Source organism: Paraeggerthella hominis, assembly GCF_021044775.1.
Classification (GTDB): Bacteria; Actinomycetota; Coriobacteriia; order Coriobacteriales; family Eggerthellaceae; genus Paraeggerthella; species Paraeggerthella hominis.
On the sequence record NZ_JAJNOQ010000002.1, the window covers coordinates 43447 to 66849 of the forward strand.

The 23403-nt window shown below is 59.0% G+C and carries 23 protein-coding genes and 2 tRNA genes; 7 read left to right on the plus strand and 18 right to left on the minus strand.

The window, feature by feature from the left end; all coding sequences use genetic code 11:
* Positions 1–78: 78 nt before the first annotated feature.
* A complete protein-coding gene (locus tag LQE90_RS02435; RefSeq protein ID WP_231088171.1) occupies positions 79–1848 on the minus strand; it encodes a GGDEF domain-containing protein in 1770 nt (589 codons plus the stop codon).
* 185 nt (positions 1849–2033) lie between these two features.
* The gene (locus LQE90_RS02440) at positions 2034–3590 is read right to left on the minus strand and encodes an LCP family protein (RefSeq protein ID WP_216529187.1); all 1557 of its coding nucleotides are present in this window, start codon (positions 3588–3590) and stop codon (positions 2034–2036) included.
* Positions 3591–3923: 333 nt separating this feature from the next.
* Between LQE90_RS02440 and LQE90_RS02445 the strand changes: the two genes are divergently transcribed.
* A complete protein-coding gene (locus LQE90_RS02445; protein WP_181792541.1) occupies positions 3924–4241 on the plus strand; it encodes a helix-turn-helix domain-containing protein in 318 nt (105 codons plus the stop codon).
* 44 nt (positions 4242–4285) lie between these two features.
* On the opposite strand, the gene LQE90_RS02450 is transcribed toward LQE90_RS02445, so the two are convergent.
* From LQE90_RS02450 to LQE90_RS02465, 4 genes are read right to left on the minus strand one after another with little or no spacing between them, the layout of a single operon-like run.
* Positions 4286–5446 carry an ABC transporter permease gene (locus tag LQE90_RS02450; protein ID WP_216529186.1) on the minus strand — a complete coding sequence of 387 codons (1161 nt, stop codon included), beginning with the start codon at positions 5444–5446 and terminating at the stop codon, positions 4286–4288.
* Positions 5443–6120: an ABC transporter ATP-binding protein gene (locus LQE90_RS02455; RefSeq protein ID WP_114566638.1), complete on the minus strand. Its 678-nt coding sequence runs from the start codon at positions 6118–6120 to the stop codon at positions 5443–5445. The genes LQE90_RS02450 and LQE90_RS02455 overlap by 4 nt, the downstream gene beginning before the upstream one ends.
* Before the next feature lie 8 nt (positions 6121–6128).
* Positions 6129–7028, minus strand: a complete 900-nt coding sequence (locus tag LQE90_RS02460; protein ID WP_114566639.1) for an efflux RND transporter periplasmic adaptor subunit — start codon at positions 7026–7028, stop codon at positions 6129–6131.
* 52 nt (positions 7029–7080) lie between these two features.
* A complete protein-coding gene (locus LQE90_RS02465; RefSeq protein ID WP_147269858.1) occupies positions 7081–7269 on the minus strand; it encodes a hypothetical protein in 189 nt (62 codons plus the stop codon).
* A gap of 171 nt (positions 7270–7440) precedes the next feature.
* Here LQE90_RS02465 and LQE90_RS02470 point away from each other — a divergent pair, with 171 nt between their 5' ends.
* The gene (locus LQE90_RS02470; RefSeq protein WP_216529185.1) at positions 7441–8124 is read left to right on the plus strand and encodes a response regulator transcription factor; all 684 of its coding nucleotides are present in this window, start codon (positions 7441–7443) and stop codon (positions 8122–8124) included.
* A complete protein-coding gene (locus tag LQE90_RS02475) occupies positions 8117–9475 on the plus strand; it encodes a sensor histidine kinase (RefSeq protein WP_216529184.1) in 1359 nt (452 codons plus the stop codon). Before LQE90_RS02470 ends, LQE90_RS02475 begins: the two co-directional genes overlap by 8 nt.
* A gap of 170 nt (positions 9476–9645) precedes the next feature.
* Here the strand turns inward: LQE90_RS02475 and LQE90_RS02480 are convergent.
* From LQE90_RS02480 to LQE90_RS02490, 3 genes are all read right to left on the minus strand, one after another.
* Positions 9646–9721: transfer RNA gene (locus LQE90_RS02480), tRNA-Arg, on the minus strand.
* 18 nt (positions 9722–9739) lie between these two features.
* Positions 9740–10387 (minus strand): HAD family hydrolase, encoded by a 648-nt coding sequence (locus LQE90_RS02485; RefSeq protein ID WP_216529183.1) that lies wholly within the window; start codon positions 10385–10387, stop codon positions 9740–9742.
* A 54-nt stretch (positions 10388–10441) separates the two neighbouring features.
* Positions 10442–10516: transfer RNA gene (locus tag LQE90_RS02490), tRNA-Gly, on the minus strand.
* A gap of 865 nt (positions 10517–11381) precedes the next feature.
* Here LQE90_RS02490 and LQE90_RS02495 point away from each other — a divergent pair.
* The gene (locus tag LQE90_RS02495) at positions 11382–11996 is read left to right on the plus strand and encodes a VOC family protein (protein WP_216529182.1); all 615 of its coding nucleotides are present in this window, start codon (positions 11382–11384) and stop codon (positions 11994–11996) included.
* Between the two features lie 303 nt (positions 11997–12299).
* Here LQE90_RS02495 and LQE90_RS02500 read toward each other — a convergent pair whose 3' ends face one another.
* Complete coding sequence (locus LQE90_RS02500) at positions 12300–12722, minus strand: hypothetical protein (protein WP_216529181.1); 423 nt, start codon at positions 12720–12722, stop codon at positions 12300–12302.
* Between the two features lie 426 nt (positions 12723–13148).
* On the opposite strand from LQE90_RS02500, the gene LQE90_RS02505 reads away from it, so the two are divergent.
* Positions 13149–14030, plus strand: coding sequence for a MarR family winged helix-turn-helix transcriptional regulator (locus LQE90_RS02505; RefSeq protein ID WP_114566647.1), 882 nt, complete (start codon positions 13149–13151; stop codon positions 14028–14030).
* Positions 14031–14107: 77 nt separating this feature from the next.
* Here the strand turns inward: LQE90_RS02505 and LQE90_RS02510 are convergent, their stop codons facing one another.
* The 5 genes from LQE90_RS02510 to LQE90_RS02530 form a co-directional block, all read right to left on the minus strand.
* Complete coding sequence (locus tag LQE90_RS02510; RefSeq protein ID WP_216529180.1) at positions 14108–14521, minus strand: DUF2871 domain-containing protein; 414 nt, start codon at positions 14519–14521, stop codon at positions 14108–14110.
* 225 nt (positions 14522–14746) lie between these two features.
* A complete protein-coding gene (locus LQE90_RS02515; protein WP_114566749.1) occupies positions 14747–16060 on the minus strand; it encodes a histidine kinase in 1314 nt (437 codons plus the stop codon).
* A gap of 84 nt (positions 16061–16144) precedes the next feature.
* Positions 16145–17053, minus strand: coding sequence for a sulfite exporter TauE/SafE family protein (locus tag LQE90_RS02520; protein ID WP_216529179.1), 909 nt, complete (start codon positions 17051–17053; stop codon positions 16145–16147).
* 187 nt (positions 17054–17240) lie between these two features.
* Positions 17241–18545: a glycosyltransferase family 2 protein gene (locus LQE90_RS02525; RefSeq protein ID WP_216529178.1), complete on the minus strand. Its 1305-nt coding sequence runs from the start codon at positions 18543–18545 to the stop codon at positions 17241–17243.
* Positions 18546–18826: 281 nt separating this feature from the next.
* Positions 18827–19393 (minus strand): QueT transporter family protein, encoded by a 567-nt coding sequence (locus LQE90_RS02530; protein ID WP_216529177.1) that lies wholly within the window; start codon positions 19391–19393, stop codon positions 18827–18829.
* A 648-nt stretch (positions 19394–20041) separates the two neighbouring features.
* Here LQE90_RS02530 and LQE90_RS02535 point away from each other — a divergent pair.
* Together LQE90_RS02535 and LQE90_RS02540 are read left to right on the plus strand one after the other, a co-directional pair.
* The gene (locus LQE90_RS02535) at positions 20042–20560 is read left to right on the plus strand and encodes a nitroreductase family protein (protein WP_216529176.1); all 519 of its coding nucleotides are present in this window, start codon (positions 20042–20044) and stop codon (positions 20558–20560) included.
* A gap of 9 nt (positions 20561–20569) precedes the next feature.
* Positions 20570–20842: a DUF6092 family protein gene (locus LQE90_RS02540; RefSeq protein WP_216529175.1), complete on the plus strand. Its 273-nt coding sequence runs from the start codon at positions 20570–20572 to the stop codon at positions 20840–20842.
* Positions 20843–21311: 469 nt separating this feature from the next.
* Here the strand turns inward: LQE90_RS02540 and LQE90_RS02545 are convergent, their stop codons facing one another.
* The 3 genes from LQE90_RS02545 to LQE90_RS02555 form a co-directional block, all read right to left on the minus strand.
* The gene (locus LQE90_RS02545; protein ID WP_216529174.1) at positions 21312–21980 is read right to left on the minus strand and encodes a ferric reductase-like transmembrane domain-containing protein; all 669 of its coding nucleotides are present in this window, start codon (positions 21978–21980) and stop codon (positions 21312–21314) included.
* Positions 21981–21988: 8 nt separating this feature from the next.
* Entirely contained in the window at positions 21989–22669 is a 681-nt protein-coding gene (locus tag LQE90_RS02550; RefSeq protein ID WP_114566655.1) for a TorD/DmsD family molecular chaperone, read from the minus strand.
* 62 nt (positions 22670–22731) lie between these two features.
* On the minus strand, positions 22732–23394 hold the full coding sequence (locus LQE90_RS02555; RefSeq protein WP_114566656.1) for a 4Fe-4S dicluster domain-containing protein: 663 nt from the start codon (positions 23392–23394) through the stop codon (positions 22732–22734).
* Positions 23395–23403 lie beyond the last annotated feature (9 nt).

Here is a 23403-nt window from a genome sequence, read left to right on the forward strand (position 1 = left end):
GCCTCGGCCCCTTCTTTTTCTTTTGACATCGACGGAAGCAAGGCTTAACCCCTCCCGCCCTGCACCGCCCTCGCTCATCTACAGGGAGTCTTTGTCTCGCTTTTCTTCGTACATTGCGCTGTCGGCAGCATCGAAAAGCTCTTGGTAGGTTTTGCCGTCCTGCGGGAAAAACGCCGTGCCAACGCTCATTCCCAAGTCGAATCCCATCTCAAGGGAGACCGCCTTCGCTTGTGCGCGCAAAGTGGCCTGAATTTCCCGAGCATCGGAAAGCCCGTCGTCCGACAAAACGAACGCCGCGAACTCGTCCCCGCCCACTCGACCGACAACCCCGCGCCGATCGAAGACCTCGCGAAGCACCCGAGCGATGGTCGCAAGTGCGCGGTCGCCCGCCAAATGACCGTACGAATCATTCACCAGCTTGAAATCGTCCACATCGATCACGAACAGGATGCCGGGATCACCTGCGTTGAGCATAGCCTCTATGCGCTCCTGAACGGCAAGTTTGTTTAGCACGCCGGTCAGCCCGTCAAGCCTCAGCCGATGTTCGAGTCGCTCTTCCTTTTTCCGCTGGTCGTCGACATCGACAATCTTCACGACCGCGCGATACGGCTGCGACCCCTCGTACAAATAGCGGAACGTGAAGCTGAACCAGCGATACTCGTCCGAAATCGACCGAACGCGGCACAGCACCACGCGCGTCTCGCTTGGATGCGGGTTTTCAAGCGCTTCAACTAGAGCGTCGTAGTCATCTTCGCACACGTCGATCAAAGACCGTCCGCGCTCAAGATAGGACTGAGCCGACAGCTCCTCCAACCGAAACACCTCGCGCGCGTTCGGCGTCAGCTCAAGAACGTCGGTCGCGTACGAATATTCAAGCAGCACGGTATCGGAGAACTCGGCGAGCACCGTATAGCGCTCCGCATCGCGACGCGCTCGACGACGAATGCCGCCCACCGCAAAAACCATGATCACGCACGCAGCAACGCCAACGCCAACCAGCGAGGCGCCCGTTGTTACCGTCCCCTCCAGGATATGCTCGGCATGCCGAGCAAGATCGCTCTCTTCGGTAAAGTTGACGATGTTCCAATCGTTGATCCCTAACGGCGCTATCGTCATAAACACGGTCGAGCCGCCATCGGAGCCGATCACGGTGGTTATCACTTCGTTGTCTTTTTGAATGCCCGAGCGCACCTGATCCACGGCCTGCAGCGAGCACCCGCGCTCTTCCAGCAGCTCGAACAGATTGACCCCGGCCAATCCTTCCGTATTTTGGCGCACGGGAATGATGGATCCGTCTTTTTTAACCAGCAGCGAGGATATCAACGTAACCTGGGTGTCCTCCTGGCTTGTTTGCAGCAACGTGGAAGCATCGACCACGCTTCTCAGCACGGCAACCACGCGGTCGTCCTTCACCACCGGCTCTGCAACACTATAATAGTAGCCGTCGTAGCGCTCGGATTTGCGCACCTCGGAAACCACCGACTGGCCTGCTTTCAGCCGAGTAAGAATGTCGATCTGCTCGTCCTTCCAAAGAACGTTGACTTCCAAGCCTGCTTCCAATTCCTCTATGGAAGAGTAAACAACCCGAAACAGCCCCTTCTCGTTCCACGACTGCAAGTACGTCGCGTACATCTCACCCTGAGATTCAAGATCGATGGATTCGGCAAGCGCACGCATAGACGAAAGAACGCCGCGCGTTTCGTGGATGGAAGATTCAACCTCCACTTTCTGAGCAAGCGTATAGTCGCTCATGCTCTCGGTTGTCATCACGACGAATTCGGCATTCAGAAAGCGGGAAAACGAGTTGAAAATGCCGAATATGACCACTCCGACTATCGCTACAGACAAGCCGAGCGCAATAAGAGTACGCGAAAAATACGGCGAATCCCATCCGACGAGTCGCCGCATGACACCCTTATATTTCCACCGCATGTTCACGACACCAACATCTCACGACTGTCCAGAAGGGGCAAGGTTGTAGCGATTATACACCCCATCGGACAAAATGCCCCGCAAACCGCGCACAAGGCACGCTAGGCAGCCAAACCGCCTGCAGAGCCCGAAGCTCCGCCTCCACCAGGAGCGTTCGCATCGCCCGAGCCGGTGCCCGCAGAGCCCCCGGCGCCAACCGCGCCGGAAGAACCCGCGCCGCCCGTGCCTCCCCCCGATCCGGTGCCGGAGCCCGTCGCGCCCGTGCCTCCCGCAGCCGGCGCTTGATTGCTCGTCGAGCCTGAGGAGGACCCTCCGTAATATAGGGAGTTATCCACGTATCCCGAACTACCGCCCGAATTGGACGTGCTCGACGAAACGGAGGGGCCGCCAGCAGACGTAATTCCACTGGGGTCGCCGCCTTCGTCGACAACCTTCATCATCTCTTTAGTCTTTTCTGCGTCGTTGATAACGTAAGACACCTCGTTGATGTACTGGGTGTACGAAGGCAGCATGGCCGAGTATATGGTCAGTTCGCCATCATCGCGGAACTGCTGCGCCAGCGAAATGATGTCGTTCACGGACAAGTCGGTGGTCACGCTTTGTGCAGCGCTTTGAATAACGCCCGGAAGCTCCGTAACGGGCAAAGCGAGCACCTTGTTGACGATCGCCATGATCAGCTTGCGCTGGTTGGCCGTACGCGTGAAGTCGCCGTCGACGTACGCGCGGCTGCGCGCGAACACGAGCGCCTGGTTGCCGTCAAGATGCTGCTCGCCCTCTTCGATGATGACGCGCGGCCATTCCGGATGCGCGGACGTTCCGTCGGCGTCGGGGTCGTCAACCCGCTCGTCCACCACGATGTCCACGCCGCCCACGGCATCGACCAGGCCTTTCAGCTCTTCGAAGTTGACCTCGGCATAGTGGGAAATATCCACGTTCAAAAGCTTGCTGGCCTCTTTGATGGCACCGGCCGCGCCGCTGTAGTTGTACGCGGCATTGAACTTGTTCGTGCCGTATCCGTCGATTTCGATTTTCGTGTCACGAGGAATGGACACCATGGTCGCCTGGTTTTTGGCGGGATCGACGCGCACAACGATGTTGGTATCGGAACGCGCGCCGGCAGAGGGGTCGTCGTCAAGACGGTCGGAGCCGATAAGCATCATGTAGAACGGCTCGGTAAACGCCGGATTGGAGACCGGCTTCAGCGCATCGCTGATGGCGCTCAGCTCGGATTCGGACTTGGTGCCCTGGTTGAGCTGCCTGTTGACGCCGTCCATCCAGAAAGCAAACGCCGTTCCTCCGCCCACAACAGCCACCAGCAACGCCGCGAGCACGCCAACCGCAATCTTCTTGCCACGATTCGACTTGCGAGAAGATGCGGTCGAATAAGACGCGTTGTTGCGGGAGTACTGGCTTACCGCAGTTTGTCGGCCGTAGGCACCGTTCGCGCCCGATCCTTGGCTGCCCGGCGTGTAAGCCGATCGATAGCCGGCGTACGAAGAGGGCTCGCCCGCACCGCCCTGGGAAAACGAGCTCGCTTGAGCCCGAGAAGCAATCCGCCCCGATTGCGCAGCCTTCGCCGAACGAACGGCGCGCGCCGATTGGGGAGCGCGAGACGAACGGGCCGCGGGACGGCTGGTGCGAGAGTTTTTTGGCGCCATATATTCTCCTCAACGACCCTTCGCGCGAACGGAGCGCGGTACAGAACGAGCCATGCACCGTCTCCCCGTCGGCGAAAGGCATCGGCTGCCAGGGCCTCAGTCTTCAAAACCTACCCGAACCCCCCGATGCCCAAACGATTCGCAAACCGTCCATATACCGGCATCCGCAGATTCGACGCGTATGACATATATTGTAGCATCGATCGATTACAACCATAAAATAGGCATGCGCTGGGTACAAAGCGCACATTTTCCGAATTAGTGCAGAAACGTATTCTGGCGGTTACGCCGTTTCCCTTGGCTGGCAGTAGCCTGTTCTTCATGCATTCAGGCTTGGGACATAATAACCCTTCTCACCAGGAGTTTGACGAAGGAAGGCTCTCGTATGTTCTGGCCGAAAACGTCAAGCGCCTGCGCCTTGAAGCCAAGATAAACAAGCACACGTTCTCCCTCATGCTGGGCATAGGACGCCCGTTTCTCAACAAGATAGAAAGCGGGCTTGCCGATCCTCGGCTCTCCGTCATTGTGAAGATAGCCGACGCGCTTGAAACAACCCCCGAAGAACTGCTCACCACGCAAAAGCCAGCCGACAGGAAAAAGCGTTCGCCCATCGGTCTGCGCAGCGACGCGGACCACGCGCGCCTTCGCTAAGCGCCAAGCAAGGCGCCCGGGGGAGGAATCCGGGCGCCCGCTTGCTACTCTTGCCGCAAAGCTTCGATAGGCCGCAGCTTCGAAGCCCGGTACGCGGGGAAAATACCGAAAACCAGGCCGATAAACGTGCTTGCGCCGAACGCAATGCCCACAATGGACGGGGAAACCACGCAGGCCATGCCGACGAACTCGGCCAACTTGCAGAAGCCCACGCCGAACGCGATGCCGAGCGTACCGCCCAACAAGCTTATGAGCAGGGCTTCCACCAAGAATTGGAACATGATGTCGCCGCAGCGAGCGCCAAGGGCCTTCTTGATGCCCACCTCGCGGATGCGCTCCGCAACCGAAACCAGCATGACGTTCATAACGCCGATGCCCGCAACCAGCAGCGATATGCTGGCAACCCCGGCAAGAAGGACCGTCATGGTCTTGTTGATGGAGCCGCCCGCGTTCAGCATTTCGTCTTGGGTGTTCACGACGAAATTGAACGGCGAGATGTTCTTGTCGACCCTCAGATAGCTCGACACCGCCTGCTTTACCTGCTGAACGCTGTTTTCGTCCGTTGCGCGAACATACACCGAATCGATCTTGCCGTCGGCGCCCAAAGCGTACGCGGCGGGAATCGGGACAATCACCACGCTTCCCGTGCTGAGGCCCATGGACGCGCCCTGCTCTTTGAGAACGCCCACCACGGTGAACTCGTTGCCGCCGATCTTGACCGTACGGCCCACCACGTCGGTGGTGCCGAACAGATCGCGAGCAACCGAACCGCCCAGCACGGTAACGTTCGACTTGTTGGCGCGATCCACCGAGGAAAGATTGCGGCCCGCGGCCAGTTCCAGGTTCCGGGCAGCCAGATACTGCTCGTCAGACCCCTCCACCGTCGCGCGGCTCGAATGCTTCGCGCCAACGCTCACCGAAGCGTTCACGTTTTTCGCAGGAGCCACCTTCGCAACGTTCGAAAGCTCGGATATGGACGACAGGTCGCTGTAATCAAGGGACGCCTCGAACAAAAGCGCCGAGATGACATCGCCTCCGAGCGCCTTCATCCGCTCGGAAACCTGGCGGTTCGAGCCGTCGCTCATGCCCACGAGGACGATCACCGAGGAAATGCCGATGATCAGCCCAAGCATGGTGAGCGCCGTGCGAAGCCTGTTGCGCGCAACGTTGCCCAACGCCTCTTTCGCTATCTGCACCCATTTCATACGGCTTTCACCTCCTCGTACAGCACGCCGTCGGCTATGGTCACAGTGCGGTTCGCCTCCAGGGCAAGCTCGGGGTTGTGCGTGATCAGCACCACGGTTTGCCCTTGAGCGTTCAGTTCCTTGAGCATGTCCATGATCTCGACGCTCGTGCGCGAATCAAGCGCGCCAGTAGGCTCGTCCGCCAACAAGATTTCGGGCGTGCCCGCAAGAGCGCGCGCAATGGCGACGCGCTGCTGCTGGCCGCCGGACAGCTGGGTTGGCCGATGCTTTTCGCGCCCGGCAAGCCCAACCTTCTCCAGCATGCAATTCGCCAAACGGTCGGCCTCCGCCACGCGCATGCCCCGGTACAGCAACGGCAGACGCACGTTCTCTCGCGCGTTCATGTTCCCCAGCAAGTTGAAGTGCTGGAATACGAAGCCGATCTTTCGGTTCCTCACGCCGGCAAGCCGATCGTCCGACATGCGGGAAACGTCTTCGCCGTCAAGCAAGTACGTGCCCGAATCAGGCGAATCCAGAAGCCCGATCATATTCATGAGCGTGGACTTGCCCGAACCCGACGGCCCCACGATGGCAACGAACTCCCCGCGCTTCACCTGGAAACTCACGTTGTCGAGCGCACGCACCTCGTCGTCTCCCATGCGGTAGGTTTTTGTAAGATGGGTCATGGAAATCATGAGAGCGCCTAACCCGCAGCCGGAAGCATCATTGCGCCGGCGCCTTCTTCACCGGGCATTTCACCGCCGCCCGCTCCCGCTTCGTTCAGGACGACCGCGTCCCCTTCGTTAAGGCCGCTCTTGATCTCGACAATTTTGCCGTCCGACAAGCCGGTCTCAACCTCGACAGGCTCCATCATGCCGCCCTCGCGCTGCACGAGCACCGTGGTCTTTCCGCCGCCCGCATCCACGATAGCGCTCACCGGCGCCGTCAGGACATCGGCAGCTTCGCCCACGTTGATGCGCACGTTCGCCGTCATGCCAATCAGAATGCTGCCGTCGTTGGGGATCTCGATGGTCACTTTGTACTTCGATCCGGTGGAGTTGTACGTGCCCACCTGGTTGATGTTCACTACCTTGCCCTCGAACGTCTTACCTTCGTTGGAGCCGAGCACAACCTGGGCAGCCTGCCCCTCGGAAAGGGTGGAAAGATCGCTTTCGTGGACGTCGAACTCAACATGCATGGCGTTGACGCGCGCCACTTCGATGTAATGCTCCTCGGTTACTTCTTCCTTGGCCTTCGGAAGGCTCTTGGACAGAACAACCAAGTCGTACGGAGCCACCAACGGATCCCCGTACGTGAAGTTCGCCAGCACGGTGCCCGCCGGAATCACCTTGTTCAGCGGCACCTCGGAGTCTTTGAAGTAGCGCCATTTGGGCATTTTCAGCTTCTCGACCTGAGCGGCCTTCACTTCGCCCGTGCCCTTCACCTGCTTCACCACCGTGCCCTTGGCAACCGTGCCGGTGGGCATCATTTCGCCTTCGGGGACGGCAGCGGAATTGGTCTGCTGGTACAGCAGATACCCAAGGCCGCCCAGCGCGGCGCACAGCACCACCACCACGACCACTTTGACGACGTTCCTTACCATGCTATCTCCTATCGTTGTTCATCATGCAGGCCCACGCCCGCCAAGCCCGTGGTTACGCCTCGTCGGTCGTGAAAGCGTTTTGATCGCCGCCTCCAAGCGAGGCGGAACCAACGGGGACCGCCGTCATCGACGTGTCCTTGTTCATGGTTTTCGCCAGCAGCAGGCCGCCGGTTACCAGAATCGCCACCGAAAGCATGACGACAAGAATCTTGTATGCGTTGCTAGTCTTGGAATCGTTCATGGGAATGCCTTTCTTTCGCATCCGTCAACTTCACGCTGCGCATACTATCGAAAGGCCCCTTAAAAAACCCTTAAAAAGCGTGCTCTCATCTGTGGAGATATCTCCACCTCCCGCTTCAGGATCGTTTAAGGATGCGATGATAGAATGGGCGCAACTGAAGGTGGGTGAACCATGAAGATTCTTATCGTCGAAGACGATCGCAACCTATCGAACGCCATCAAGCGATGCCTTTCCTCGACCTACGACGTGGATCAGGCATTCGACGGGGCGGAAGGCTACTTCTTTGCTAAAGAAGGCATTTACGACCTGGTCGTGCTTGACCTCATGCTCCCCGAAATGGACGGCTACTCAGTTTTGGAAAAGCTGCGCAAGAACGAGGTGTTCACGCCGGTGCTCATCCTTACTGCCAAGGGGACCATTGCCGACAAGGCGCGCGGATTCAGGACGGGAGCTGACGACTACCTGGTGAAACCGTTCGACAAAGACGAGCTGCTGCTGCGCATCGAGGCCATTCTTCGACGAACCATGGGACTGTACGGATCGGCTGACCTCAGTTTCAAGCAGCTGATCATTTCGCCGACGAACCGAACCGCATCAATCGAAGGCTGCCCTATCGAGTTGAAGGGCAAGCAGTTCGACGCCCTTGAGTACCTGGTCAGTCGCCAGGGGCAGCTCATATCGAAGTCGCAGCTGTTCGACAAGGTATGGGGCTTTCTTTCCGACACATCGTCAAACGTTGTGGAAGTATACGTGAGCGCCATCCGCAAGCAGCTCAAGCCTTTCGGATACGATGCGTACCTGAAAACCATTCGAGGCGTAGGCTACTTGTTAACGGACGAGGACGACCATGCGTGAGAGCGCGCGCATGAAGCGGGTGTCCATTCGCTACGCAGCCCTGTTCTTTGTTGTGTTCGGGTTGATATTCGCCGCGCTAGGCGCATTCGTGTACCAAACGGTCAACGCCAACATCTTCAGAGCCGTCGACCAGCAAATACTCATGGTCGGCGTTGGAGAAGACCAATCTTTGGCAACGGGCACCGAAGTGAAAACCGACGCGAACGACGAAAGCCCGGCGCAAGAAGAGGCCGAGGTTCCGCCGGCGCAAGGCGAAGTTGCCAGCGAGACGCCCCAAAGCCAGATAGTCGAAGAAAGCCTGGAAGAGAATCCTCAGACCGTCCTACTTGCGCGCGCAAGCGACGGAACCGTGATGGATACGTTCGGCATCTACTCCACGTATCCCAATTTCTTCGAGACCCTGCCGTTCGATCCCAGCGTTTTGGACACGGCGTACCTCATGGAGAAAAACGGGCATCATTATCGCGCGGCGAACTATCGCGTGGAGCCCGCCGCGGACGGGATTGCGTACCTGCAAACCATCGTAAACGTGGATTCGGAGATAGCCATCCTGGAGCAATTCAGGTTTACCTTGATCGTCGGCTTATCGATAGCGCTTCTGGTTTGCGCGGGCGCCAGCTACGCGCTGTCGCGCAAAACGCTGCGGCCCATAGCCGATGCATGGGAAAAGCAAACGGAGTTCGTTCAGAACGCCTCGCACGAGCTGCGCACGCCCCTCACCGTCATACGTACGACGCAGGAGCTTTTGCTGGAAGAGCCTCACGCTAGGATCATCGACAAGTTCGAAGACATCAGCATCACCATCGAAGAGGCGGGAAGGCTGTCCCGGCTGACCAAAGACCTCTTGGCGCTGACCACCGCAGACGCGGAGGACAATGCAGCCGACATGACCGAGCTTGACCTTGGCGCTCTGGCAAGCGGCGTCGCGGCGGCCTATGAGGATCTGGCGCTGGCTGAGGGAAAAACGCTAACCGTGCGCACATCGGACAACGTCTTGGCGCAAGGCGATCGAGACAAGCTGCAGCAGCTTCTGGCCATCCTGTTGGACAACGCGCTCAAATACACCGAGGGAGGCGATGCGATTCGAGTATCAGTCGAAGAACGCGGAGCGTCGGCTCTGCTGCTGGTTTCGGACAACGGCGTGGGAGTGAGCAGCGAGGATCTAAGTCGGGTATTCGATCGATTCTATCGCGCCGACAAGGCGCGCTCTCGAGAAACGGGCGGGAACGGACTGGGGCTTTCCATTGCGAAAAGCATCATGGACGCGCATGGGGGCGCCATCAAGATGACGCGCAATCCCTCTGGAGGGGTCACGGTAACGGCATCGTTCAAGAAGGCTACGGCCAGATAGCGGGAACTTGCTTGCAGGCGTGGGCGCGGTGGTGCGCGTGCGCGCGGGCGCGGCGGTGCGGCTCGCGTGGGCGCGGGCGTGGTAGCACGCGTGGGCGCGGCGGGGCGGCTCGCGCTCGCCCTGAAACAAAACAGGCCACCGGTTGAAAACCGATGACCTGCAGCATCCAATGGTGCCCCCGGCGCGATTCGAACGCGCGGCACCCGCTTTAGGAGAGCGGTGCTCTGTCCCCTGAGCTACGGAGGCGCGGTGGCTATTGTAACATTAAACGAAGTTGAGCAAGTCTCGCGCATCCTCGATCACGATATCCGCGCCCGCTTCTTGAAGATGCGCCGCATCATGATACCCCCATGCAACGCCCATGGCGAACGTGCCGGCATTGCGCGACACCTTGATGTCACCCGGGGAATCCCCCACGTAGATAGTGCGGTCGGGCGTCGAGCCCAGTTCGGAAATGGTTCGGAGCAGGCCCGTGGGATCGGGCTTGCGAGGGATCTGGTCGCACTCTCCGTACATCACCTTGAACAGATCGGGCATGTGCTGATCGATCACGTCATGGACGCCTTGATCGAACTTGTTCGACAAAACGCCCAGACGAACACCGCGATGCTTGAGCTCGGCCAGGGTTTCGATCATGTGCGGATACGGGCTGGTAAGCTTGTTGCCAATCTGAGGGTACAAATCCTTCCAACGCTGCATGACGGCCTCGGCTTGCTCGGGCGACGTGCTGGCGGGAACAGCTTGGTACATAAGCGCACGTGCCCCATTACCAACAAAGCTATGGATCTCGTCGGTCGTACGCGGGGGAAAGCCGAATTCCCCGAGTGCGGCGTTCGTTAAAACCACCAAATCAGGGAGCGTGTCGAGCAGGGTGCCGTCCAAGTCGAACACCAGCGTGTCGAAGCGAGCCATGGCAACCTCCTATCATAAGAAAAAATCCAAGCCGAGGCTTGGATCGTAAGTCTATGGAGCGGGTGACGGGACTCGAACCCGCGAATGAAAGCTTGGGAAGCTTTTGCCTTACCACTTGGCCACACCCGCAATGTAGGGAATTATAACCTTATATTCCCCATTCGTCTGAAAATATCAGAGAATATTCCATCGATAGGCCACATGACGCCTGTCGCAAGGCGCGCGCCTGGCTTCAACCCAGGTCGCGCGGGTTCTACAAGACGGCTGCGCGCGGCGTGCAGGGCGGACGTCGACAGTCTGCGCCGTCGCGCAGCGCCGACTTGCCACGCCTTCCTGCCAAAACGAGCGAGTTTTGCGGCGATTTTCCGCCCCTGAGGGAACAGCTTCTGGGATGCGTTTTACATCGCCCCAGGTCACGCAGCAGCCAGTAGCCTTTATCCTGGTTTGAGGACCAGCAAAACTCGTTCGTTTTGACAGGATGAGCGGAACCGATGCATATCGGAGGCTCAGAAAGCTCGCCCGGCGCTCGCAAGGCGCACGCCCGGCGCGCACTCGGCGCACGGCAAGGCGCGCACGCCCGACTCCTCCTCAAAACCCCCGGTTGCCGCTCACTTCATCCTAACTCGAGGACCGCCCTTGAAAACACAGGCGCGAATCGGGGCCTATGGCAAAAAATCGGGCGCCGAAAGCAGGACGCGAAACAGCGCGTTGGCGAAATGCCTGGTCGCGCGTTCGAAGGCAGCCATTATGTGGCTTCGCATACGGCGCAAATTGCCATAGGCACCGATTCGCGCCCAAAGCATTGGAACCGCGACCCTCGTGCATGGATGTTCGCACACGATAAGCTACTTGCAATATTCTTTTGTTAGCCTAGTATAACTTACAAAAGACGCACCCGCCCGTCCCTAAAATTATTCCCTAGGCAAAGCAACCCGCAACACTGCAACACCCCCCCCCAAGAATCAAAAAGCGCCCTGGAGAAAGAAAGCCGCCTATGAAACTAAGTCACCTCATACTGAAAGTCGAGCAGCTGGATCAAGCTGTTCGAGAATACCGAAAAGAAGGGTTCGCGGTCGAGTACGGAAGAACGAAAAGCCCGATCAATGCCCTCATCTACTTTTCCACAGGACCTTATATCGAGCTGCTGGATGGCTCAAGGATGCCCGACGCCGCAAAAGTCCTCATGCGGCTTCTGGGCAAAGGCGCCCTTGTCGATCGGTTCGAACGCCTTGACTCTTGCGCCCCGGGGTATCGCGAACTCGCCTTGGAAAGCTACGGGAGCAACCTTGCCGAAGAAAGGGCGGTTCTGCGGAAACACGGAATCAGAAGCTGCGAAGCTCCCGCCCATCGAGTGAACGCACATGGCAGAGACCTGCGATTCCGAATCGCATCTCCAACAGCCCTCGACGTCCCTTTCCTCATGACTTACTTCTCTACCGATCCAAAGCCCAAGAACTTCGTCCACCCAAACGGTATCGAGCAAATCAACCGGGTCGTCTACGGCACAAACCCCGTTCGATTCCCGTTGATACGGGAATTGTGCGACGACGAGCGCCTTGAGCTTGCATCAGGCGGCAACATCGAGGTCAGCTTCAAGAAACGCGCCTGAACCAGCAAGCAGGAGTCGGTCCCACAGCTATTCGGCACGCGACGCCCCGCCCCTCCGACGGTCGGCGGCGCAATGCCCGCCCTTCCGCGCGGATCGTCGCGCCATCCTGTCAAAACGAACGAGTTTTGCGGCGATTTCCCGTCTTTGGGAGAACCATTCCTCGAACGCGTTTTACATCGCCCCAGGTCACGCAGCCGCCAGTAGCTTTTATCCTGGTTCGAGGACCAGCAAAACTCGTTCGTTTTGACAGGATCGTCTCATCCTTGCCATGCGCCTCAACCCGAAAGCCAAGCGCACGCGCCATCACGAGACTTCTTCGCCATCCGCTTGGCCGAGCACCGTGTCAAGCAACTCGAAAAACCGATGAGCTTCGTCGGCAGTATCAAAACGCAGCGCTTCGGCGTACAGAACGTGCGCAACCGCCGTCAACGCCGCCGGAGTGTACTCCTCATGAGCAACCGACCCCATAAGCACGCGCGCCCGGCCCCTCCACGGCTCCACCCCTAAACTTCCAATGGAAGGGCATTCCGTCTTCTGAGCCAAAAGCGTCAGCAGATCCTGAGCAGATCCAGCCGCCCGAGAGCGCGCATGTAACTCCACGCCAACCGCATGCGAAAGCTCTTCCAAATCGCAAACGACACCCTTCCCCACCTGCTCATCGCACGGCAAAGCCTTCGGCTTGCTCGCACTGCACGACCTTCGTCTAAAGATATCGAACATGCGCATCGAAGCTCCTTTGCCGCCCCTTCGCAACCTTCACCCGTCGGAGGAAGGCTCGTGCGCCGCGAAATCCAAGTTCCAGCGCGTGTGAAATGATACCGCCCGAAACGCCCAGCTGAACCATGCATGGACAAACGATCAATATGCCCAACCATGTGCCCATCAAGGCTTCAGGGCGCGCGGTGAACGAGGCGTGCGAACGGGTGCTTCGCACGAACTCGCGCAATTCGAAACGCGGCGCATAATCGAGCGGAATACCCAGCTTGAGGCACGTCAAAAGTCAAGCAACTAGTTTGCATACTAATTTATCAGTTCAATTAATGATTCGATTCGGTATGTAAACCTTTGGAGCCCTGCGAAACGGTTTCGATAGAAAAATAGTAACATTTTTATCATATCCGTTACGACGCCTTGGAGAGGGTGTATCGATCCATGACGCTGTGCCTACGACTGAACAACTGGGTCATTGCCACTACCGCCGCGCACAAAGCGCTCGCCAAGACCATTGGACTTGCAGGCGGCATATCAGTAAACCAGTACCGAATCCTTGCGCGGCTGCAGGCATTCGAGCGATTCGACCAAATGCGAAGCCTTGCCAAAACGCTCAGCCTGCATCCATCGACCGTTACCATGACCATCAAAGAGCTTGAAGCGATGAACCTGGTCAAAACCCAGTGGGATAAAGACGACCGACGCAACACCGTTGTCCTGTGCACCGAACGCTCCGTCCAGCTCATCAAAGACATCGACCGAGAAATTGTGGACCAGGTCAGACAGATTTGGGAGCTTTACACCACCGACGAACTTCTGCTGACATACTACGATTCCTTGAAAACAGCCGCGAACAACCGCGTGATCAGCAAATACGGGCTAACCCTTGACAACGTGGAACGCTCGTACGCCGAATGCGTGTTCGTCAATCACGCAACAGAATGCCGCGCCCTGAAAAAGAACGGGGTGTCCCTGAACAGCTTCAAGATCCTCGCCTGCCTTACCGACGCGCCCATCGGGCTGTCCCCTATCGTGATTGCAGGCAAGGTGTTCCTACGACCGCCCGAGGTTTCGGAAGCGTTGAAGAAACTCGAGAAGCAGGGATACGTTGAGCGGCAGCGGTCAGCCTCGGACCAGCGCTACACGTACGCGCGCATCACCGAGCAGGCGCTTTACGACCTTGACACCTTCATCGTCCCCGATTTGCTTGGAGCTCTCATCGCCATCATTCCCGAAGAGAGTCGAAGCAAGGCCCACCAATACTTCGACATAGCCGAAAAGATCGTCGCAGCCATGCACAAAACGAAGGAGCCGCCGTTCTAGACCTGCGGCTCCCGTAGCACGTCAATAAGAAGGCGCGATGCGACGGCCGGCAACCGTCGCATCGCGCCGCAAAAGCCCTACGCTGCGCTTTTGCGCACCTTCAGCAAGATTGCAACAATGCCAACAGCAAGCAGGATATGGCCGATGCCGGCGATTCCCGCCAACGCCGCATCGGGCGCGCTTGCCAGCGTTACGCCAAGCACCTGCGTGATCCCCCGAATCAAAAAGCCCAAGCACGCAATGTTCAGGCCAATGTTGTACACAACAACAAAGGGCATGGTTTTGCCCTGGGCCGAAAACGAGAACGACTTCTCAAGCAGCGCGAGCAGCAGGAAGAAGACCATGCCCAGCACGAAATAGTGGGTATGGATAAACGAAAGGCTCGTAAACCCGTCAAATCCCAAAATCTTGGTGAATTCCCGATAGAACACGCCCATCGCCAACGCGATCGCCGCATAAACCAACGCAAAAGTAGTGTATTTCTTGACCATGCTCGCCTCTTTCCGATTCCAACAAAGCGTTGCGTCGCTCGTCTTTCGACTGCGATCTTCCCAAAGCCCCGACGAAGCCGTTTGCAGCCTCGCGCAGAGCCCCCTCTTACATGAACATCGTTCATATTAAATGATATTATAGAGGTAGCACAAGCGCAAGAAAAGAACCGTAACGCTCACATATCAAGCAAATACACTGGTCAAACGCATCTTGCACAAGAACGCCTACTGATACTCGCGACGAGCTCCGCCTTTGAGCACCAGCTTCACACACGTCCCCGCCCCCAACTCGCTTTCCACGTCCATGTGCGTGCCGGGGCCAAAGTAGCCGCAAATGCGATCGTGCACGTTCTTCACGGCAATCCCCAGGCCCGTCGACGATTCAGGATGCAGAATGTTTTGACGAGACTCCTCCGTCATGCCAACGCCGTCGTCCATCACGCGCACGATCACGTCCTGGCCTATCACCTCGCCCGTAATGGTTATCGTCAGCTTGCCCTCCGACGGCATGGCGTGGCGAACCGCGTTTTCCACCAGCGGCTGCATCAAAAACGGGGGGACCATCATGTCGTCGATGCGCGAGTCGATCTCCTCCACCATGGCAACGCGATCAGCCCCGAAGCGCGCCACCTCGAACGTGAAGTACCGCCGCGTCTGCTCCATTTCGCGACCGAACATGATCAGGTCGGCAGAATCCTCCAGCGTGCGCCGGTAGAACACGGCGAACTCGCGCAGCAGCTTGCGCGCGGTTTCCGGATCCGTACGGATCAGAGAAGCAATGGTATTGATGGTGTTGAACAAGAAGTGGGGATTGATCTGGCTTTGCAGCATTTTCAACTCCATGCTGGTAGCCAGGTTCGTCTGCTCTTCAAGCGCAGCGGCGGCCATCTGCGTAGACAAAAGCTGCCCGAAGCCCTCCGCGATAGACTTCTGCGTTTCGCTGATATGGCTGGCGCGACGATAGTAGAACTTGAGCGTGCCCTCCACGTTGCGGCCCACCGTGAGCGGCACGATGATGGCAGCCTTGATGGTTGAGCTGTCGTGCGGAAAACCGATGTCCTCGGGCGTGAACAAAACGCGCATTTCGCCGTCGGCGATCGTAGCATGCGTGGCGTGCGTGCGGATGATGCTGCCCGACGGATTCTCGGACTCTTCGTACCCCGAATACGCCAAAATCCTGTCTTTGTCGGTAATGGCCACGGCAATAGCGGCCGTCGAAGGAAGAAGCAGTCCGCATATTTTTTCTGCCGCCGTGCGGTCAAGGCCCTCGTTCATGCAGGCCAGCGTACGGCTTGCCAGCTTGAGCATGGCGTCAGATTGCCGGGCGCGCACCGAATCAGGGTCCATGAGCAGCCTGATGACCACCACGATGGACAGCGTAAATACGATGCCCGCGCAAAAGAGCGCGATGATGTTGTTGTTCGGCGCGATCAGGTTCCAAATAAGCACCAGGCCCGAAAGGACCGTGATCGTGAACATGAACATCTCAAGGGTGAAGAAACGGGGCAACGACGCCCGCTCTTGCGACTCTTTCCTCATGGTGCCTCCCGCACAACGCGACATCTGCACACCGCGCTCGAAATTGCTTCTACAGACCGCGCGCGAGTGTCGTCACCGGGCGCGTCAGCTCAGTATACCGAATTCGTTCAGCACCAACAGGGCAGCCGCCAGCAGAAGGAAGCATCCGAAGATGAAGCGGAGCATGCGTTCGGGCACCACGCGAACAAGACGAGCGCCTACAACAGCACCGGGAATGGACCCGATGGCTATGGCGATTCCCGCCGCATAGTTGATGTTTCCCAGCAACGCCTGCTCGATAACGCCCGGAACGGCCAAGATCATGACCGCAATGAGCGAAGTGCCGGAAGCCTGGCGCATCGAAATGCCCACCAACGACAACATCATGGGCACCATGATGAAACCGCCGCCCACGCCCACGTATCCCGATGCCACGCCCGCGACCAGGCCGATTGCCGCTCCCACTAGCAGCTGCTTGCGCGTCAGCTTGCTCGACGGCGAAGGACCGGCAGGGCCGCCGGACGCGGTCGCGGTCGTGGTCGTGGTCGTGGTCGCGAAATCGACGGATTTATCAGGCGCCGTTTCGACCCGGATGGCAGCCGCCTGCAACGATTCCGCAGCAACGGGCGACGCCTTCTTCATCTTGAACGCTTTGGACAGCATCTTGAACGCAGACCACCCGATGATGAGCGCGGCAGCCAACATGATCATCCAAGCGGGAGATATCTGGGCAAGCCACACGCCCAACGGCGACGTGATCGCGCCGCCAAGGCCCGCGGCAATGCCCAGCGACGGGATGCAGGTTTTATGCCGAATATGGGAAACCGCGCCCGAAACGGATGTGGGAATGATGGTGAACAGGGACGTAGCCGTAGACATGACGGGGCTCATATCGAACGCCAACCGAAAAATGGGAACCATGACCGTGCCGCCGCCGATGCCGAGCAGCCCTGACAAAATGCCGATTCCCACGCCGACGAGCGCCGGCAGAACATAGAGCATGAAGATATCCATGAACGCTGAGCTTTCCTTTCGCTTGGCGCCCAAGCACGCGCAGCGTCAAGTGTAGCCGAAGTGCAGATGCCTTTCGCCAAATACGGTACTGCTTTTTACAAAGGTAAGCGTTTGGTTTCCGTTTCCGGCCCCGAACGCAAGGCGGCCGGCGTTTCGCCGGCCAACCAGGTGATGCTCATCAAGCGCGTTATTCCGCGATGTTCAGGCGAATTTCGCTGGTCACGCCCGGGTCGATAGCCTGTGCGGGAGCGGGTACGGGACGCATGGGCGAAGACCCGGCAGCGCTGGCGTTCAGCTGGCGCTGCGCAGACGATTGCAGCAGCGCGGTGCGCAGGATCTGGTCGTTTTCCATGCGCGCCATAAGCTCCGGCCACACGAACTGGAACTCGAAGTACTTCGCGCAATTGCGCTGAGCGTACGTGGTGGCTTCGCCGGTCGCGGCACGGGCGGCCTTGCGATACGCGCGCTTGTCGGGCCGAGCAAGGCTGCGCAGAAACGCCGTCAGGCGAATGCGATTCGTGATGCCCGGCTCCAGGAAGGGACCCGGATACGGCTCAAGCGACGAAGGCTTCACCTGCAGCAGGTCGATCTGCGTGCGGCTGTACTCCATCTTGCGATACTCGTAAAGCCAACGGAAGATGTCCTGACGAAAACGCGTGCCCTCGCTTTCGGTCTCAGGGGGAAGGTGACGCAAACTCCACTGGTTGTCGAACCAGATGTCCGACCCGTACATGCGCAGGTTCAGCATGTAATCCAGGTCTTCGCCGCGCGCGATCCACGGATCGAACGACAAGCGGCGAAACGCCTCTTTATGCAGCGCCAGGCACCCGCCGCACACATGGTTCGAGCGCGACAAGCGAGGACCGCGCATGGCTTTGGTAATCCACTTGTTGAACGCCTTGCCCTGCTGCCAGAAATGGTTGTACCACTTGTCCTGGCTCTTGGACAGGTACGACCCTTCGGAATTGAAGTAGAAACCGGTTTTGGCCAAAATGGGAATGCCCTTTTTCGTAAGCTTGCCCAGGCCGTACATGGCTTTTTGGAGGAAGTCGGCGTCGTCGACCACTTCGTCATCGTCTAGGAACACAACCGAATCGTAGCCGAGCACGTTGGCCATCACCAAGCCGAGGTTGCGCATAGCACCGTAACCCGCAAGCCCAATTTCCTTTTGCAGCTTGCCCAAGCCCAACTGCTCCATGCGCTGCTGGATAAGCGCCAGCTCAGGCGCGCCGATGACCACGATGTTAAGGGACGAGAAGCGCGAAGCCGTGGCCTGCACTTTTTCGGCAGCTTGGTTTTCGATGGACGGCTCGCTAACAACCAGCAAGACGATCTGCCCAAGACCGCGCACCTTTTGAAGCGAAGCAAGCAGGCGAGGCAGCTCGCCAGGCGCCGAAACCGGCGTCGCGTGATCGTACGTGGTAAGCACGCTGCCGCCGTCTTTTCGGCGGCGGGCTGATATGAAAACTGGAACGACGATAACGGGATTCATGCACGTCCTTCATTCGACCGACACTTTGCAGATTCGCACGCGCACCTCCAAAAGCGTCCGAGGGCACGTTCGTTGCGAGTCTAACCTCCCTATTGTAGCTATTTTCAACCAACCCGCTGTCCAATTCATCGAAACAGTGAAGCGCCTGGTGAGCACCTATAGAACATACAGAAAGGGCGCCGATAGTCCGACGCCCCCGTGAACTGAAACAGAGTATGCGATGCGAAGATCCGCGCCCGGTACGCCGCAAGCTCGCCGGAGTGCGAACTCGCCAGATGCGCTTACGCGTCGGGCTGCTTCACCACGCCAAAGCGCTTGAGCGCCGTCAACAGAGGAAGACCCAGCACATACATGACCAGCGCCTCGCCCAAACCGGTCGCCACCACGCCGAACAGGTACATGGGAAGATACATGCCATCAAGCGCAATGCTAGTGAACGGAATGGTGTAGTAACCCAAACCCTGCAGGATCAAGGGCAGGTACGCCGGCACGATGAGCGCGTTCGCTATCACCGGGCCAAGCAGCGCCAGCTTCGGCTTTTCGCGCATCTTCCAACACCAGAGCGCCCCTACAAACGTGGCCAAACTGCCGAACACCACGTCAAGCATGCCAAGCGCGCCCGTACCGTTGACGGCCAGCGCAATCAGGTTCGCAATGATGCAGCCGACGGTCAAACCGGGAACGGCCGCAGGCGTGAGCACCGCCAGCACGCACACCGCTTCCGAGATGCGAAACTGCACCGGGCCCCAAGCTAAGCCTTGCAGCAGCATGAGGGTCACCAGCGTCGCCGCAGCATACACGGCTGCGATCATGCCCGCTTGGGCGACATACGTCGTCTTCTTGTTCATGGATATCTCCTTGTCTCCGCACGGCAAGCGCCGCGGGCTTTGGGCAACTATAGGTCGCAAGTGCAGGGCCCAACGATGCAAATGCGAGACCTTCCGATGCGGGCGTGAAATCCGCAGCGCAAAGCCAGAAGGCAGTATAGCAGAGAAGCGGGCCTTGAGCGCGCCGCGCGACACGGCGCACAGCAAAGCCGAGGGCGCCAGGGGCGAGGGCGCTGTTCGCTTGGCGCTCGTTCGCACGCGGGCGTCTGCGCCGTCGTTCTGCGCGCAAGGACGCAGGAGGTTGAACGCGCAGGGGGCCGATGGCCGAACGCGCGGCTCGGTGCCTTTCCCGCGATTTTTTTGGACACGAAATCGCGGGACTGCGCTCCTTGCGCGGCTTGTCGGGTGCGGTCGTTTTGTGCGCCCGCATCAACGAACCAGCTCACCGAGACGCAGCGGATTCGACGGCTGTCGAGAGTCCTCGTCCAGCAGCGCAGACCGGGGATTTTGCGCCACGAACGGATCGAACGATCCCACCAACAGATCTTCGCCCTGCCGCCAGACCATCGGGCTGGGAGCGCAACGCGCGCAGCCCAGCCGCAACTCGTCGGGTAGAATACGACAGAAAGAACATCGCGCGTCCGCGCCCGAAGAGAAAGCCGGAACTGCATGAAAACCTTGCAAGCGATACAGCAGCGCAGAAGCGTGCGCGCCTTCACAGACGAGCCGGTGGAAACCAGCGTGCTTGAAGAACTGGTGGAAGCGGGAGCTTGGGCGCCGTCGGGCAGCAACGTGCAGGCATGGAAATTCGGCATCGTGACCGATCCGCAGCTGGTACGCAAAATCGACCTGTTCTCGCCGGGCATGAGCGGCAACCCGCCTGCGCTCATCGTCGCGTGCTCCGACCGCGCGTACGCGCAAAGGCGGGGTGGCGCGAAAGGCGCAGACGAGTTCGCAACGCTTGACTGCGCGTACGCCTCGCAGAACATCATGCTGGCGGCAGCCGATCGGGGGCTGGGCACCTGCGCTATCAAGTCCTACAACGACACGGCGCTGCGACGCATCCTCAACCTGCCCGACAACATAGTCATCGAGCTGGTAATCGCGATAGGCCATCCAGCACACAAGCCGAAAGCGCCCGCGCGCAAGCCCCTGGCCGAGATCGCCTTCTACAACACCTGGAATTAGGAGCACAGCATGAACACGAACAACGCAATGGAATTGCTAGTGTACATGGTAACGTCGGCTGCGGGATTGCAGGGAGAGCCGGAAGCTTACGGACCCTTGCGTTTGATCGAGGCGTCCAAGCGCCTTGCCCTCATGCTGGCCGAAGAGGACGCCGATCGTGCAGCAGCCTTGCAAGAGCTGGCCGAGCTCATCGACGCCCGGAAAAACGATTGCATGACCGACGAAGATTCGTTCTACGCCATGCTCAATGACGCAGCCGCCAAACTAGTGGAATGCGTGTAGCGAGAACTCGCCGTGCAGCCGGATGCGTGTAAGGAGAACTCGCCGCGCAGCCGGATGCGCGGCGGACGGCAAGCAGGCGATTCCTCGGTGACGTGCCGGCGCGCTGCCCGCTTGTTGCCGCCGCTTCCCGCCGCCATAGGGGAAACATGCGCACGAAAAACCGCCCTGCGTGGCAGTTTCTTGCGGTTTGAGGTCGTCATGTTGAGCGCTCTCTTCGCCATGGCGCTGCCCGCGTTTAGTTTTGCCTGGTCACAGCTCTGGAGTGTCGTATCGCGCTTTCGAGGGCGCTCGTCCGGCCAAGCCAAACGACCCCTAAACGTGAAAACCTGCCAGCGAAGGCGATTTTTCGTGCGCGGCTGCGCCAGCGGCGGGCCGCCGGCGCATCCGGCCCAGGCGCGCGCCCCGTCGACGGCTCGCCACCGCAGCCGACCCAGGCACAATCCGCCGGCCCAACCCGGTCGCGCTGCCGCTATGCGGCTTTTCGATCGATCATCGCACGCCGAACGCGCAAAAGGGCATAAGTGGCAAACAGCACCGAGTACACCGCCACGCTGACCTGCGCGGCCACGCCTCCATGCAAAGCAGGCGGCAGCAGCATGAGCATCAGATGCAGATATACCAAACCGAAAAACGGGTACGCCAGCATCTGCACGCGCTTCCACGTGTCTTTCTTCATGCGCTTCTTGACCACGTTGAACGACGTAACCCCTAAGACCAGCAAAAGGGCGAACAGCACCAAAGCAACCACGAACGAGATCATCACGGCGCCCTTGTTCACACCGCCCAATCGAGGCAGGTACGAGACAAGGTACACGGCCATGTGCCCCAACGACAGAATCCAGGCGATAATGGACAGCTCCGCGCGAATGGGACGAAGCCAACGGCCTGCTCGAGAATCGCGCGAGAACACGCCGATGAACATCACCACGGCGAACAAAGCCAAGGCCAGCATGCATTTTTGAACGAGCAGGAACAAAGCGCTCCACACTGCACGCGGCATTGGGAAAAACTCCGCCGCAATGAACAGCACGCTCACCGCCACGGCCAAAATATAGAAAGCCACCGGTGCCTTCTTTATGGGATTGCGCAACGCAAACGCCGCCGCAACGGCGCAAATAAAGACCAGCAGGAAATCCATACGTTCCCCTATTCTTCGTCAGGCAAGGACGTCAAGACGGCGGAAGCGTACAAGGCGAGCGCGGCGTACGGCCCGTCGGTCAAGTCGCAGGTTTGCTCCATGAATCGGGGGAGCCAGGCAAGCGCGTGGCTTCGAAGAAACGCTTGAGTTTGCTCGTTTAGACTGGTCAGCGTTTCTTTATTCTCGGTGCGAACAGCCTCGGCCTGCTGAGCGAACAGGTACGAAAGAAACTCGAACTCCTCCTGAACGCTGTCGCACGGCTCTTTGCGCCCGTTCTTCGCCATCACTCCGGCTTCGCGCATGCAGCGCTCGACGTCAAGCGTGACGGGCGTGCGGAACAACGAGGGAACACCCGGAGCGCCCATGGAAACATGCAGGAAAGCACTTTCGTAAGGGAAAATCGGCGTGTGCCCGCCCGGCGCAAGGTACAAGCGCGAGTACGTTTTCCTCATCTCCGACAAAACGTCCGCAACGGACGATTCCGCCCATGCCCGCAGCCCCGTTGCCAAATCATCAGCAACGGAAGCCGACATACCCATGTCCAACAGGCAAGACCGAGCATCGTCGGCCAGAGCACCTTCGACGAGCGCAGTTGCAAACACGTCGTCAGGATATGAAAACGCGCGCGAAAGAAGCTCACACGCGTCGGCCCTCCCCACGGCCCTTTTCAAAGCGTCGTATTGCTCCATGCTTCCTCCCCCTTTTTGAAAAGGGGCGGCGGTTGCTGCAAAAACCGCCGCCCCGCGTAAAGCTATTGCAGGTAGTACACGCTCGGCTCAGTGCCGGCATCTTCCTGCAAGAGCAGGACTTCGCGGCCCTCGATAGCCTTGGACACCGCGGACTCGGGGTCGTCCAGATCGCCCCAGTAGCGCGCACGGCCCGGGCACAGCTGCATGCAAGCGGGCACCTCGTCACGGTCGATGAGGTTCTTGCAGAACGTGCACTTCTCCACCGTACCGGCCTTATGAGGCGGCGCGTCATACTCGCCTACCACCACGTCAAGGTAGTACTCGGGACTCTTGATGAGCGTGCGCACGCCCTCGTACGGGCACGCCTTGATGCACGACTCGCACCCGATGCACAGCTCGCTGTCCACCGATACGATGCCGGTCTCCTCATCCTTGACGGTAGCGCCCGTCGGGCACACGTCGAGGCACGCAGGCTTCTTGCAGTGTTGGCACTGCATAGGGAAAAAGGACAGCACCGGGTCATCGTGCGTCCCGCCAGCACAGTCATTGGAAACGGCACCGGTCGCAACTGCCAGACCAAGCGTATCAAGACTCTTATCCGACTTGGTGTACACAATGTTGTAGTTAACATCCTTTGGCATATTGTTCGCGATCTTACACGCAGCGGCACACGCTTGGCAGCCGAAGCAACGATTCAGGTCGATCGCCATTCCGTAACGGGTCATTCCTCACCA